Here is a 13,588-nt window from a genome sequence, read left to right on the forward strand (position 1 = left end):
CCAACCGTGCTGCCTGAGTTGGGGCCGCTTCGCGACCCAGCGGGAGCAAGCTCCCTCGCCACAGGTCTCAGTTCCCGCTACGCATCATTTCCTTAGGCACATACTTGCCAATCTCGAACTTGCCGATCGCCGCGCGGTGCACTTCGTCCGGGCCGTCGGCCAGGCGCAGGGTGCGTTGCATGGCATACATGTAGGCCAGCGGGAAATCGTTGGACACCCCTGCCCCGCCATGAATCTGGATCGCCCGGTCGATCACCCGCAACGCCACGTTCGGCGCGACGACTTTGATCTGCGCGATCTCGCTCTTCGCTACTTTGTTGCCGACGGTGTCCATCATGTACGCCGCTTTCAACGTCAGCAGTCGCGCCATGTCGATCTCCATCCGCGAGTCGGCGATCTTGTCGACGTTACCGCCCAGACGCGCCAGGGGTTTGCCAAACGCGGTGCGGTTGACCGCCCGTTTGCACATCAGCTCCAGCGCACGTTCAGCCATGCCGATTGAACGCATGCAGTGGTGAATCCGGCCCGGGCCGAGGCGACCTTGGGCGATTTCGAAGCCGCGCCCTTCGCCCAACAGGACGTTTTCGTACGGCACCCGGACATTTTCGAACAGCACTTCGGCGTGTCCGTGAGGCGCGTCGTCATAACCGAACACTGGTAGCGGACGCACAATCTTCACGCCGGGCGTATCCACCGGCACCAGAATCATTGAGTGCTGCGCATGGCGCGGGGCATCCGGATTGCTCAGGCCCATGAAGATCAGGATCTTGCAGCGCGGATCGCAGGCCCCTGAAGTCCACCATTTCTTGCCATTGATCACCCACTCATCGCCGTCACGCACCGCACGGGCGGCCATGTTGGTGGCGTCGGACGAGGCCACGTCAGGTTCGGTCATGGCGAACGCCGAGCGGATCTCGCCGCGCAACAGTGGTTCGAGCCAGCGCTGCTTCTGCTCTTCGTTGGCGTAACGCACCAGCACTTCCATGTTGCCGGTGTCGGGCGCCGAGCAGTTGAACGGCTCAGGGCCCAGCAACGAGCGGCCCATGATTTCCGCCAATGGCGCGTATTCGAGGTTGGTCAGGCCGGCACCCAGTTCGGACTCAGGCAGAAACAAATTCCACAGGCCTTCAGCCTTGGCCTTGAGTTTGAGTTCTTCCATGATTGCCGTCGGCTGCCAGCGATCGCCCTCGGCGACCTGGCGTTCGAACACCGCTTCGGCGGGGTAAACGTAGGTGTCCATGAACGCAGTCACGCGCTCACGCAGTTCCTGGACCTTGGGCGAATAAGCGAAATCCATGGCAGCTCTACCTTTTTATCTGGGGTTCAGAGGAGTTGTTCAGGTCATGCAATCGATGCTAGAACAGCTACGAAAATTTACCTAACCTATTCTCGGCGTGTATTAACATTCATCACCGATATATGATCGGCTGATTGCCAAGGCCAAAACCGCCCCTACAACAAGAGAGCCGCGTAATGAATCTGAGCAAGGTCGACCTCAACCTTTTCATCGTCTTCGACGCGATCTACACCGAAGCCAACCTGACCCGCGCCGGGCAGATTGTCGGCATTACGCAACCGGCGGTGTCAAACGCTCTGGCCCGCCTGCGCGAAACCTTCAACGACCCGCTTTTCGTGCGCACCGCCCAGGGCATGGTGCCGACGCCGATGGCGCAGAACATCATCGGCCCCGTGCGTAACGCCCTCTCCCTGCTGCGGGTTTCGGTGCAGGAAAGCCGCATCTTCAACCCGTTGCAGGCGGTCAAGACCTACCGCATCAGCATGACCGACCTCACCGAAGCGGTGATCCTGCCGCCGTTGTTCCAGCGCCTGCGACGCCTGGCGCCGACGGTGATCATCGAAAGTTTCCTGTCCAAACGCCGCGAGACCACCAAGGAACTGGCGGCCGGGCGTCTGGATTTCGCAGTGGATGCGCCGCTCAACACCGACCCGCAGGTGCGCCACGTCAAGTTGATGGAAGACCGTTATGTGTGTGCCATGCGCAAGGGCCATCCGCTGGCGGGCAAAGAAAAATTCACCCTCGACGATTACCTGTCCCTGACCCACATCCATATTTCCAGCCGCCGCAGCGGCCTGGGCTATGTCGACCTGGCCCTGGGCAAAATGGGCATCCAGCGCAAGATCGCCCTGCGCTCTCAGCATTACCTGATGGCGTCACAAGTATTGCAGCAGACCGACATGGTCATGACCGTGCCGGAACGCTTCGCCCGTCGCCATGACTTGTACTCGGTAAACCTGCCGGTCAACGATGTTCCGCCGGTGGAAACCCACCTCTACTGGCACGAAAGCACCGACCAGGACCCGGCCAACCGCTGGATGCGCGAGCAGATGATCGAGTTGTGCCAGCAGGTCACGGCGCATGAGAAGAAGCTGGATAAACAGGTGGTTTGAGGAAAGATCAAAAGATCGCAGCCTGCGGCAGCTCCTACGCGTCTGTGGGCGTTGCCGCAGGCTGCGATCTTTTCGCCACTTGACGTAAACGTCAACCTGACATTAGCTTAGCGCCATGACCTTTTTCGAGCGCTTCCATGAGCAGCCAGACCTATAGCATTTCCGACCTCGCCCGCGAGCTCGACATCACCACCCGGGCCATTCGCTTCTATGAAGAGCAAGGCCTGCTCAGCCCCGAGCGTCGCGGTCAGGAACGCATTTATTCGCCCCGTGACAAGGTCAGCCTGAAGCTGATCCTGCGGGGCAAGCGCATTGGTTTTTCCCTGGCCGAATGCCGCGAGCTGATCGAGCTCTACGACCCCTCCAGCGGTAACACCAAGCAATTGCACAGCATGCTGGCGAAAATTGCCGAACGTCGGGAACAACTCGAGCAGCAACTGCTGGACATCGAACAGATGAAGCTGGAACTCGACACGGCCGAAGAGCGCTGCACCCAGGCGCTGGAACAAACGATCAAGAGCCAGCAGCTCGTGTAGGAGCTGTGAACATTCATACAATCTCAACAGGTCGATTCCCATGTCCCTCCCCACCCACGTACGCCTGGTCGAAGTCGGACCCCGCGACGGTCTGCAAAACGAAGCCCAACCCATCAGCGTTGCGGATAAGGTGCAATTGGTCGATGCGCTCACCGCCGCTGGCCTCGGCTATATAGAAGTCGGCAGTTTCGTCTCGCCCAAATGGGTGCCGCAAATGGCCGGTTCCGCCGAGGTCTTCGCGCTGATCCAGCGCAAACCAGGGGTGACCTATGGCGCCCTCGCCCCCAACCTGCGGGGCTTTGAAGATGCCCTCGCCGCCGGGGTCAAGGAAGTCGCCGTGTTCGCCGCAGCGTCCGAAGCGTTCTCCCAGCGCAATATCAATTGCTCGATCAGCGAAAGCCTGGAGCGTTTCGTGCCGATCATGGACGCGGCCAAACAACACGGTGTCAGCGTGCGCGGTTACGTGTCCTGTGTGCTGGGCTGCCCTTACGAGGGTGATGTCAAGCCTGCACAAGTCGCCCGGGTCGCTCGCGAGCTCTATGCCATGGGCTGCTACGAGGTTTCGCTGGGAGACACCATCGGCACCGGCACCGCTGGCGCGACCCGCAAGATGTTTGAAGTGGTTTCGGCCGACGTGCCACGGGAAAAACTGGCCGGGCACTTCCACGACACCTATGGCCAGGCCATGGCCAATATCTACGCCAGCTTGCTGGAAGGCATTGCGGTGTTCGACAGCTCCATCGCCGGCCTCGGCGGCTGCCCGTACGCCAAGGGCGCCAGCGGTAACGTCGCGACCGAAGACGTGGTTTACCTGCTCAACGGCCTGGGCATTGAGACCGGCATCGACCTGGACGCCTTGATTCGCGCCGGTCAGCAGATTTGCGCGGTACTGGGACGCCCTACCGGTTCTCGCGTGGCCAAGGTCCGCAGCGCCCAGTGACAACGTGGATGTGTCCGGGTGTTACCGCGTGTTCTGGAACGTGGGGCGGAAACGAGTAACACGGAAACAAATTGTCAGCTTTGGCACGGATGAAAAATCCAACAAAAAACCAAACCATTGATTTTAAAGGACTTTTTAAAGTTGGCACGGCTTCTGCTATCTCTATGGCATAACAAGAATAAAAAGCTGCAAACCAATAAAAATAAGACGTAACGACTCTGACATAACAAGAACAACACGGCAGAGACGCAGCTAACAGATTTTTTTGGAGAAGGTGTGCTTTTCAGGGTGCTTTTCGGAGTAACCCGCAACCGGGCAGAGAACAATAAAACTACCTTCAGGTAGCTCCCGAACTGGTTGGATCGCTTGGCGAAAAAGTAGATCAGCGCTCAAAAAAATACGTTTGCTCTTGATCCCGGATGGGGATCGACAAAAACAGCGGTAAAGGGCCACGGTTGCCAAAAACAACAACAGACCGCCCCTCAATAATAAAAAAAGAGCACGTAACGACAAAATTAAAGGGGAGCTTCGGCTCCCCTTTGTGCTTCCCGGCATTCCTCTTTTTTCTCAAAAAATCGCAGCCTTCGGCAGCTCCTACGGCCATACCCAAACCATGTAGGAACTGCCGAAGGCTGCGATCTTTTGATCTTCAACGCATCGCTTTGAGCTCCTCAATGCTGATCTCACGCATCCGGAACTTCTGGATCTTGCCGGTCACGGTCATTGGAAACTCCTCGACGAACTTGAAGTAACGCGGTGTCTTGAAGTGCGCAATGCGCTCCTTGCACCAGGCTTGCAGTTCCTGCTCGGTGGCGCTGTGGCCCGGGTGGAATTTGATCCAGGCAACAATCTCTTCGCCATAGCGCGAGCACGGAATCCCGATCACCTGCACATCCGCCACCGCCGGGTGGGTGAAGAAGAACTCTTCCAGCTCCCTTGGGTAAATATTCTCACCGCCGCGAATGATCATGTCCTTGTTACGCCCAGCGATGCACACATAACCCTCGTCGTTCATGCTCGCCAGGTCGCCGGTGTGCATCCAGCCTGCTTCATCGATAGCCTCGGCGGTGCCTTGTGGGTTATTCCAGTAGCCGAGCATCACGCTGTAACCCCGAGTGCACAGCTCGCCAATGGTGCCGCGTGGCACCGGATTGCCCGCCTCGTCGATGATCTTGCTTTCCAGTTGCGGCTGGGTGCGGCCGACCGTGGTGACGCGCAACTCCAGGTCGTCTGACGGACCGGTCTGCAAAGACACGGGACTGGTTTCCGTCATGCCGTAGGCAATCTGCACTTCGCTCATGTGCATTTCGCTGATAACCCGACGCATCACTTCGATCGGACACGTCGCCCCGGCCATGATCCCGGTGCGCAGGCTCGACAAATCAAATTCGGCGCGCTTGGGCTGATCGAGCATGGCGATGAACATGGTCGGCACGCCATAGAGCGCAGTGGCTTTTTCTTCGGCGACGGTAGTCAGGGTCAGCAGCGGATCGAAGGCATCGTTGGGGTAAATCATGGTGCTGCCGTGGGTGACGCAGCCGAGGTTGCCCATGACCATGCCGAAGCAGTGATACAGCGGCACCGGAATCACCAGCCGATCACGGGCAGTCAGGCCGAGGCTTTCACCGACCATGTAACCGTTGTTGAGAATGTTGTAGTGGCTGAGGGTCGCGCCCTTGGGGAAACCGGTGGTGCCGGAGGTGTACTGGATGTTCACCGCCTGATCGAAATGCAGGCTGTCCTGACGTTCGTGCAACTGCTTGACCGACACGCTGGCCGCCAGATCGGCCAATTGCGACCACGGCAGGAAACCCGAGGGTGGTTGCGCATCCAGACTGATGACCCCGCGCAACTCCGGCAGGCGTTCGCTCTGCAAGCGGCCGATGGATTGTTCCGCCAATTCCGGCACCAACCCTTGCAGCATGCCGTGATAGTCGGAGGTCTTGAAGGCCCCGGCACAGACCAGCCATTGACAACCGGATTGCTTCAACACGTATTCGAGTTCGGAACTGCGGTAAGCCGGGTTGATGTTGACCAGGATCACGCCGATTTTCGCACTGGCGAACTGACTGATGCACCACTGGGCACAGTTCGGAGCCCAGATGCCGAGCCGGTCACCGGTTTGCAAACCCAGCGCCAGGAATGCTCTGGCGTGCAGATCAACAGCATCCGACAGCTGCTGCCAGGTGTAACGCAGCTGTTGATGGCGCACGACCAGCGCCTCACCGTTCGGGTATTGCGTGACGGTGTTATCAAACGCCTGGCCGATGGTCATCGCCAGCAAGGCTTTGTCCTGGGAACCACGGGTATAGCTGCGCTGCGGGTTTGCACTGGGTTGATCCATGACGACCCCTATTGTCTTTATTAATGGGCTGTACCGGCGACCTGTAGGAGCCGGCTTGTGTGGCGAGGGGGCTTGCCCCCGTTGGGCCGCGCAGCGGACCCAAGATCTGCGAGCGCTGCGCACTCGAACGGGGGCAAGCCCCCTCGCCACAGTCTTTCAGAACTGGCTCTACTCTCGCTCAAGTTGACGTTAACGTAAAGGGTGATTGACAGCCATTCGTCACAGGCTTACGTTAACGTAAAGGTGAGAGCCGAATCACTGCCCTCCCCACCCTACAAAAAAGCCAAAAGGTGCCCCATGAGCTACCCATCCCTGAACTTTGCCCTCGGTGAAACCATCGACATGCTGCGCGATCAGGTTCAGTCCTTCGTCGCCAAAGAGATCGCCCCGCGCGCCGCTCAGATCGACATCGACAACCTGTTCCCGGCCGACCTGTGGCGTAAATTCGGCGACATGGGCCTGCTGGGCATCACCGTGCCGGAAGAGTACGGCGGCGCCGGCCTGGGTTATCTGGCGCACGTGGTCGCCATGGAAGAAATCAGCCGTGGTTCGGCGTCGGTCGCCCTGTCCTACGGCGCGCACTCCAACCTCTGCGTCAACCAGATCAACCGCAACGGCACTCACGAACAGAAAAGCAAATACCTGCCGAAACTGATCAGCGGCGAACACATCGGTGCCCTGGCCATGAGCGAACCGAACGCTGGTTCCGACGTGGTCTCGATGAAGCTGCGCGCCGACAAACGCGGCGATCACTACGTACTCAACGGCAGCAAGACCTGGATCACCAACGGTCCGGACGCCAACACTTATGTGATCTACGCCAAGACCGACCTGGAAAAAGGCCCGCACGGCATCACCGCGTTTATCGTCGAGCGGGACTGGAAAGGCTTCAGCCGCAGCAGCAAATTCGACAAGCTCGGCATGCGCGGTTCGAACACCTGCGAGCTGTTCTTCGATGACGTCGAAGTGCCGGAAGAGAACATCCTCGGCGCACTCAACGGCGGCGTGAAAGTGCTGATGAGCGGCCTCGACTACGAACGCGTGGTGCTTTCCGGTGGCCCGACCGGGATCATGCAGGCCTGCATGGACCTGATCGTGCCGTACATCCACGACCGCAAACAGTTCGGCCAGAGCATCGGCGAATTCCAGCTGATCCAGGGCAAAGTCGCCGACATGTACACCCAACTCAACGCCAGCCGCGCTTACCTGTATGCGGTGGCCCAAGCCTGCGAGCGTGGCGAAACCACCCGCAAGGACGCCGCAGGGGTGATCCTCTACAGTGCCGAGCGCGCCACACAAATGGCCCTCGACGCGATCCAGATTCTCGGCGGCAACGGCTACATCAACGAATTCCCGGCCGGTCGTTTGCTGCGTGACGCCAAGCTGTATGAAATCGGCGCCGGCACCAGTGAGATCCGTCGCATGCTGATCGGTCGCGAACTGTTCAACGAAACCCGCTAAACGGAGCTGTCCATGGCTATCCTGCATACCCAGCTCAACCCCCGTTCGGCGGAGTTCGCCGCCAACAGCGCGGCGATGCTCAAACAGGTCGACGCCCTGCACACCCTGCTCGCGCAAGTGCAGCAAGGTGGTGGCCCGAAGGCGCAAGAACGCCACACTTCACGGGGCAAATTGCTGCCCCGCGAGCGGATCAATCGCCTGCTCGATCCGGGTTCGCCATTTCTCGAGATCAGCCAACTGGCGGCCTACGCGGTGTACGGCGAAGACGTTCCTGCCGCTGGCGTGATTGCCGGGATCGGCCGGGTGGAAGGCGTCGAATGCATGATCGTCGCCAACGATGCCACCGTGAAAGGCGGCTCGTATTACCCGCTGACCGTGAAAAAACACCTGCGCGCACAAACCATCGCCCAGCAGAATCGCCTGCCATGCATTTATCTGGTGGACTCCGGCGGCGCCAATCTGCCGCGCCAGGATGAAGTGTTCCCGGACCGTGAGCACTTCGGGCGGATTTTCTTCAACCAGGCCAACATGAGCGCCATGGGCATTCCGCAAATTGCAGTGGTCATGGGCTCTTGCACCGCCGGGGGCGCTTACGTACCGGCGATGGCCGACGAAGCGATCATGGTTCGTCAGCAGGCCACGATTTTCCTCGCCGGCCCACCGCTGGTGAAAGCCGCGACCGGTGAAGTGGTCAGCGCCGAAGACCTCGGCGGGGCCGATGTGCACTGCAAGATTTCCGGGGTCGCCGACCACTACGCTGAAAGCGATGAACATGCTCTGGCATTGGCTCGACGCAGCATCGCCAACCTCAACTGGCGCAAGCTCGGTGAACTGCAGCAACGCACACCGATCGCGCCGCTGTATAGCAGCGACGAGTTGTACGGTGTGGTCTCGGCCGACGCCAAGCAACCGTTCGACGTGCGTGAAGTGATCGCGCGACTGGTGGACGGCTCGGTGTTCGATGAGTTCAAGGCACTGTTCGGGACGACGTTGGTGTGCGGTTTCGCCCACCTGCATGGCTACCCGATCGCGATCCTCGCCAACAACGGCATCCTCTTCGCCGAGGCTGCGCAGAAAGGCGCGCACTTCATCGAACTGGCCTGCCAGCGCGGCATTCCATTGCTGTTCCTGCAAAACATCACCGGTTTCATGGTCGGCCAGAAATACGAGGCCGGCGGCATCGCCAAGCACGGCGCGAAATTGGTGACCGCCGTGGCTTGTGCCAAGGTGCCGAAATTCACCGTGATCATCGGCGGCAGTTTCGGCGCCGGTAACTACGGCATGTGCGGGCGCGCCTACGATCCACGCTTCCTGTGGATGTGGCCGAACGCGCGGATCGGCGTGATGGGCGCCGAACAGGCGGCGGGCGTGCTGGTGCAGGTCAAGCGGGAGCAAACCGAGCGCAGCGGGCATCGTTTCAGCGCCGAGCAGGAAGCCGAGATCAAGCAACCGATCCTCGATCAGTACGAAGAACAGGGTCACCCCTACTACTCCAGCGCCCGGCTGTGGGACGACGGCGTCATCGACCCGGCCCAGACCCGCGACGTGTTGGCCCTGGCCTTGTCGGCGTCGCTGAACGCACCCATCGAACCGAGCCGCTTCGGCGTGTTCCGGATGTGATCTGGAGAAAACCATGAGCGACTTCAACACCCTCGAGCTGCAGACCGATCCGCGTGGTTTCGCCACCCTGTGGCTCAGCCGGGAAGAAAAGAACAACGCGTTCAACGCCGAAATGATCCGCGAACTGATTCTTGCGCTGGACAAAGTGTCGGGCGATGCCAGCCTGCGTTTTCTGCTGATCCGTGGGCGCGGCAAGCATTTCAGCGCCGGTGCCGATCTGGCCTGGATGCAGCAATCGGCCGAACTCGATTACCACACCAACCTTGATGACGCCCGGGAACTGGCGGAGTTGATGTACAACCTCGCAAAACTGAAAGTCCCGACGCTGGCCGTGGTGCAGGGCGCGGCGTTTGGCGGCGCGCTGGGCCTGATCAGTTGCTGCGACATGGCGATTGGCGCCGACGACGCGCAATTCTGCCTGTCGGAAGTGCGCATCGGCCTGGCGCCGGCAGTCATCAGCCCGTTCGTGGTGCAAGCCATCGGCGAGCGCGCGGCGCGGCGTTATGCCTTGACTGCCGAACGTTTCGGCGGGCAACGGGCAAGGGAAATCGGCCTGTTGTCGGAGAGCTATCCGATGGCTGAGCTGGAGCAGAAAGTCGATCAGTGGATCGACAATCTATTGCTCAACAGCCCGGCAGCCATGCGCGCCAGCAAGGATCTACTGCGTGAAGTCGGCAACGGCGCGCTGACTCCGGCGCTGCGCCGCTACACCGAGAATGCCATCGCCCGAATTCGCGTCAGCCCGGAAGGCCAGGAAGGCCTGCGCGCCTTCCTGCAAAAACGTTCGCCCACCTGGCAAGCCGAAACCACCCTCAAGGAGCCGCGTTGATGAGCGCACCTGTTCTCACCACCCTGCTAGTGGCCAACCGTGGCGAAATCGCCTGCCGGGTGATGCGCACCGCCAAGGCTCTGGGCCTGACCACTGTGGCCGTGCACAGCGCCACCGACCGTGACGCCCGGCACAGCCGCGAAGCGGATATCCGCGTAGACCTGGGCGGCAGCAAAGCCGCCGACAGTTACCTGCAAATCGACAAACTGATCGCCGCCGCGAAAGCCAGCGGTGCTCAGGCGATTCATCCCGGTTATGGTTTTCTCTCGGAAAACGCCGGGTTCGCCCGGGCGATCGAGGCGGCTGGCCTGATTTTCCTCGGCCCGCCCGCCTCGGCCATCGACGCCATGGGCAGCAAGTCTGCGGCCAAAGCCTTGATGGAAACCGCCGGTGTGCCGCTGGTGCCCGGCTATCACGGCGAAGCCCAAGACCTCGACACCTTCCGCGATGCCTGCGAACGCATCGGTTATCCGGTGTTGCTCAAGGCCACGGCGGGCGGCGGCGGTAAAGGCATGAAAGTGGTCGAGGACGTCAGCCAACTGGCCGAAGCCCTGGCCTCGGCGCAGCGTGAAGCGCAATCGTCGTTCGGCGATTCACGGATGTTGGTCGAGAAATACCTGCTCAAGCCACGTCACGTGGAAATCCAGGTGTTCGCCGACCAGCATGGCAACTGTCTGTACCTCAACGAACGTGACTGCTCGATTCAGCGTCGGCATCAGAAAGTCGTCGAAGAAGCACCCGCTCCAGGCCTGACCCCGCAATTGCGTCGCGCCATGGGCGAAGCCGCCGTGCGTTCGGCTCAAGCGATCGGCTATGTCGGCGCCGGCACCGTGGAGTTTTTGCTGGATGCGCGCGGTGAGTTCTTCTTCATGGAGATGAACACGCGCCTGCAAGTCGAACACCCGGTGACCGAAGCGATCACCGGCCTCGATCTGGTGGCCTGGCAGATTCGCGTAGCTTGCGGCGAAGCGCTGCCGATGACGCAAGATCAGGTGCCTCTGATCGGCCATGCGATCGAAGTACGGTTGTATGCCGAAGACCCGGGCAACGATTTTCTGCCGGCCACCGGGCGTCTGGCGTTGTACCGCGAATCCGCCGAAGGGCCGGGGCGTCGCGTGGACAGTGGCGTCGAAGAAGGCGACGAGGTATCGCCGTTCTACGACCCGATGCTCGGCAAGCTGATTGCCTGGGGCGAAGACCGTGAACAGGCGCGGCTGCGGTTGCTGAGCATGCTCGAGGAGTTTGCCATTGGTGGGCTGAAGACCAATATCAGCTTCCTGCACCGGATCATCGGCCACCCGGCGTTTGCCGCCGCCGAACTGGATACCGGGTTCATTCCGCGTTACCAGGAGCAACTGCTGCCAGCACCTTCACCGCTCAGTGATGAGTTCTGGCAAGCGGCGGCCCAGGCGTTTGCGCAAAGTCAGCCGGCTGTTTTGCGCGCCGATGATCCGAGTTCGCCGTGGGCCTTCAACAATGGTTTCCGTGCCGGGTTGCCGACAGAAATCACCCTGCACTTGAGTTGCGAAGGGCAAGACCGGGCGCTGACCCTGGGCGATGCCGACGCGCAGACCGCACGGCTTCAAGGTGAATACCTGCTGATCGAACACAACGGTTTGCGCCGCCAGCACCGGGCCATCCGTCGTGGCGATGCGCTGTATCTGCAGTGGGACGGCGAGCTACGCCGCATCGAGTCGTATGACCCGATCGGCGCCGTCGAAGCCAGTCACAGCCATCAGGGCGGGCTCACCGCGCCCATGAACGGCAGCATCGTGCGGGTGTTGGTGGAGGCCGGGCAAACGGTCGAAGCCGGGGCACAACTGGTGGTGCTGGAAGCGATGAAGATGGAGCACAGCATTCGCGCGCCCCACACCGGGGTAATCAAGGCGTTGTATTGCCAGGAAGGCGAAATGGTCAGCGAAGGCAGTGCATTGGTGGAGTTGGAACAAGCGTGAAATGAAGATCGGTCCTACGCGTTGCGAGGACCGATCCGATTAGAATTTGGCAGTCGCCTGAACCACCACGCCGATGATTCGGCATTCCTCGGTGTAAAGGGCTTTCGGATACGTCGGATTGAGCGGGACCAGATAACGCTGCCCGCCCTCTTCGATCAGCTTGCGAAAAACTGCCTCGGCACTGCCGGGCCATTGAGCGATCACCAGTTTGCCAGGCTCCGGCACGATAGCCGGGTCGACCAGAATCAGCATGCCCTCGGCAATGCTCGCACCTGTGGGTGCCGTCATCGCATCGCCGACCACCACCAGCCAGAACGCCGCGCCCTGTGCGTGGTAATCGGACAGTTCGAAACGTGGCTTGCTGACAGCCAGCGAGTTGCCGTAGGTCGATAGCTCTCCGTCGCGCACCTCCCCGGTTTCCCGCCAATCACTGACCGGGTAACGAAAGTACGGGTTGTACTTTTGCGTCAGACAGATCTCCTCATCCTCTGAGGGCAGCGGCTCCCTGATCACCATCGCCACTTCCAGATAGTCCATGCCGAGCGCCCGCAAGACACGATTCATCTCTCCGATTCCGGGCTGACGACGTTTATTGAGCCAGTGGCCGACGCCACCCTGGGACATCCCGATGCGCTCGGCGAGTATTTCTTGAGTGACTTTGAGTTCACTCATTTTGGCCTTGACCAATTCAATCCATTTATCCATGTGCGGCACGATACGTGGGGTACTCCGACCAACAAAACACAAATTGTAGTATTAAAACTGAAGACACAAATACAGTACGTACTAAGCTGGGCTCACGGATTTGAATCTCTCACGGAGCTCGCCATCGTCATGACTATCCCCAGCAATACCTTGCCCGATATGCAAATCGACACCAGCCTCACCTCGCCAAAAGGCTCTGCCGCGGCGCAGCGGGCACTGGACTATTACTTGAAACCAGCTGTGTCGGACGTGGCCAGCGAAGAACGTTTCTTTGATGTGAACCGTAACATCAGCAGCGAAGAGGCGCTGGTCCATGCTTCGGATCTGCTGCGGTGCGCCGTTGCCACTGCGCACGAGTCAGCCAACCAGCTGCAGGGCGCAAGCCGGGATCTGGCGTTTTCGACGGTGCACATGATCGACATGGCCAAGGCGATGGTCGACCGGGCCCTGGAGGGCAATCAGAACAATTGAGGCGGGAGCGCATTGGAGGAGGACAGGAAAAATTTTCCAATCGCGCAGATAAAAACATTTGACTTGCAAATGATAATGATTATTATTGCACCAACTGATCGCGAGATCAGTCGATAGACCAAGAGACCTTAGGTCGGACTCCTGGACTATCTCCTCATCAGGCTAATCACGGTTTTTGACCCGGCTTTTTGCCGGGTCTTTTTTTTGCCAGTTCATCTGGCTTTGGCTTCAGGCTAACGAAGTCTGTAGGTGCTGCAAAATTCGATTGGCGTGGATGATATCAAAAGAATATCTACTGGCAAGAGAAGCCCGGCAGCA

11 protein-coding genes are annotated in these 13,588 nt (G+C 59.9%); 8 read left to right on the forward strand and 3 right to left on the reverse strand.

All coding sequences use genetic code 11. The annotated features are described in order from the left end of the window. Positions 1-67 precede the first annotated feature (67 nt). Positions 68-1,297 (reverse strand): acyl-CoA dehydrogenase, encoded by a 1,230-nt coding sequence (locus AC1RO5_RS22550; RefSeq protein WP_493177741.1) that lies wholly within the window; start codon positions 1,295-1,297, stop codon positions 68-70. Positions 1,298-1,473: 176 nt separating this feature from the next. Here AC1RO5_RS22550 and AC1RO5_RS22555 point away from each other — a divergent pair, with 176 nt between their 5' ends. The 3 genes from AC1RO5_RS22555 to AC1RO5_RS22565 all read left to right on the forward strand — a co-directional run bounded on the left by AC1RO5_RS22555 (position 1,474) and on the right by AC1RO5_RS22565 (position 3,885). After that, entirely contained in the window at positions 1,474-2,409 is a 936-nt protein-coding gene (locus tag AC1RO5_RS22555) for a LysR family transcriptional regulator (RefSeq protein ID WP_493177742.1), read from the forward strand. A gap of 137 nt (positions 2,410-2,546) precedes the next feature. Then, on the forward strand, positions 2,547-2,945 hold the full coding sequence (locus tag AC1RO5_RS22560) for a MerR family transcriptional regulator (protein ID WP_007904077.1): 399 nt from the start codon (positions 2,547-2,549) through the stop codon (positions 2,943-2,945). 40 nt (positions 2,946-2,985) lie between these two features. Continuing rightward, positions 2,986-3,885: a hydroxymethylglutaryl-CoA lyase gene (locus AC1RO5_RS22565; RefSeq protein WP_493177743.1), complete on the forward strand. Its 900-nt coding sequence runs from the start codon at positions 2,986-2,988 to the stop codon at positions 3,883-3,885. A 649-nt stretch (positions 3,886-4,534) separates the two neighbouring features. Here the strand turns inward: AC1RO5_RS22565 and AC1RO5_RS22570 are convergent. Then, positions 4,535-6,229 carry an AMP-binding protein gene (locus tag AC1RO5_RS22570; RefSeq protein ID WP_493177744.1) on the reverse strand — a complete coding sequence of 565 codons (1,695 nt, stop codon included), beginning with the start codon at positions 6,227-6,229 and terminating at the stop codon, positions 4,535-4,537. Between the two features lie 297 nt (positions 6,230-6,526). On the opposite strand from AC1RO5_RS22570, the gene AC1RO5_RS22575 reads away from it, so the two are divergent. From AC1RO5_RS22575 to AC1RO5_RS22590, 4 genes are read left to right on the forward strand one after another with little or no spacing between them, the layout of a single operon-like run. Then, complete coding sequence (locus AC1RO5_RS22575; RefSeq protein ID WP_493177746.1) at positions 6,527-7,690, forward strand: isovaleryl-CoA dehydrogenase; 1,164 nt, start codon at positions 6,527-6,529, stop codon at positions 7,688-7,690. A 12-nt stretch (positions 7,691-7,702) separates the two neighbouring features. Beyond that, entirely contained in the window at positions 7,703-9,310 is a 1,608-nt protein-coding gene (locus AC1RO5_RS22580) for a carboxyl transferase domain-containing protein (RefSeq protein WP_007940934.1), read from the forward strand. Positions 9,311-9,323: 13 nt separating this feature from the next. Further along, positions 9,324-10,139: a gamma-carboxygeranoyl-CoA hydratase gene (locus tag AC1RO5_RS22585; RefSeq protein WP_305409413.1), complete on the forward strand. Its 816-nt coding sequence runs from the start codon at positions 9,324-9,326 to the stop codon at positions 10,137-10,139. Beyond that, entirely contained in the window at positions 10,139-12,094 is a 1,956-nt protein-coding gene (locus tag AC1RO5_RS22590) for an acetyl/propionyl/methylcrotonyl-CoA carboxylase subunit alpha (RefSeq protein WP_493177748.1), read from the forward strand. The genes AC1RO5_RS22585 and AC1RO5_RS22590 overlap by 1 nt, the downstream gene beginning before the upstream one ends. A gap of 39 nt (positions 12,095-12,133) precedes the next feature. Here AC1RO5_RS22590 and AC1RO5_RS22595 read toward each other — a convergent pair whose 3' ends face one another. After that, entirely contained in the window at positions 12,134-12,799 is a 666-nt protein-coding gene (locus AC1RO5_RS22595) for a LexA family protein (protein ID WP_493177750.1), read from the reverse strand. Between the two features lie 129 nt (positions 12,800-12,928). On the opposite strand from AC1RO5_RS22595, the gene AC1RO5_RS22600 reads away from it, so the two are divergent. Beyond that, positions 12,929-13,270, forward strand: a complete 342-nt coding sequence (locus AC1RO5_RS22600) for a DUF6124 family protein (protein WP_493177752.1) — start codon at positions 12,929-12,931, stop codon at positions 13,268-13,270. The last annotated feature ends 318 nt before the right edge of the window (positions 13,271-13,588 follow it).

This window comes from Pseudomonas sp. GW822-FHT02G04 (assembly GCF_058802085.1).

Bases quoted from the DNA above. Each gene is read 5' to 3' on its own strand.
- AC1RO5_RS22560 (WP_007904077.1), top strand. From the start codon at position 2,547: ATGAGCAGCCAGACCTATAGCATTTCCGACCTCGCCCGCGAGCTCGAC.
- AC1RO5_RS22570 (WP_493177744.1), bottom strand. From the start codon at position 6,229: ATGGATCAACCCAGTGCAAACCCGCAGCGCAGCTATACCCGTGGTTCC.
- AC1RO5_RS22595 (WP_493177750.1), bottom strand. From the start codon at position 12,799: ATGGATAAATGGATTGAATTGGTCAAGGCCAAAATGAGTGAACTCAAA.
- AC1RO5_RS22555 (WP_493177742.1), top strand. From the start codon at position 1,474: ATGAATCTGAGCAAGGTCGACCTCAACCTTTTCATCGTCTTCGACGCG.
- AC1RO5_RS22575 (WP_493177746.1), top strand. From the start codon at position 6,527: ATGAGCTACCCATCCCTGAACTTTGCCCTCGGTGAAACCATCGACATG.
- AC1RO5_RS22580 (WP_007940934.1), top strand. From the start codon at position 7,703: ATGGCTATCCTGCATACCCAGCTCAACCCCCGTTCGGCGGAGTTCGCC.
- AC1RO5_RS22590 (WP_493177748.1), top strand. From the start codon at position 10,139: ATGAGCGCACCTGTTCTCACCACCCTGCTAGTGGCCAACCGTGGCGAA.
- AC1RO5_RS22585 (WP_305409413.1), top strand. From the start codon at position 9,324: ATGAGCGACTTCAACACCCTCGAGCTGCAGACCGATCCGCGTGGTTTC.
- AC1RO5_RS22600 (WP_493177752.1), top strand. From the start codon at position 12,929: ATGACTATCCCCAGCAATACCTTGCCCGATATGCAAATCGACACCAGC.
- AC1RO5_RS22550 (WP_493177741.1), bottom strand. From the start codon at position 1,297: ATGGATTTCGCTTATTCGCCCAAGGTCCAGGAACTGCGTGAGCGCGTG.
- AC1RO5_RS22565 (WP_493177743.1), top strand. From the start codon at position 2,986: ATGTCCCTCCCCACCCACGTACGCCTGGTCGAAGTCGGACCCCGCGAC.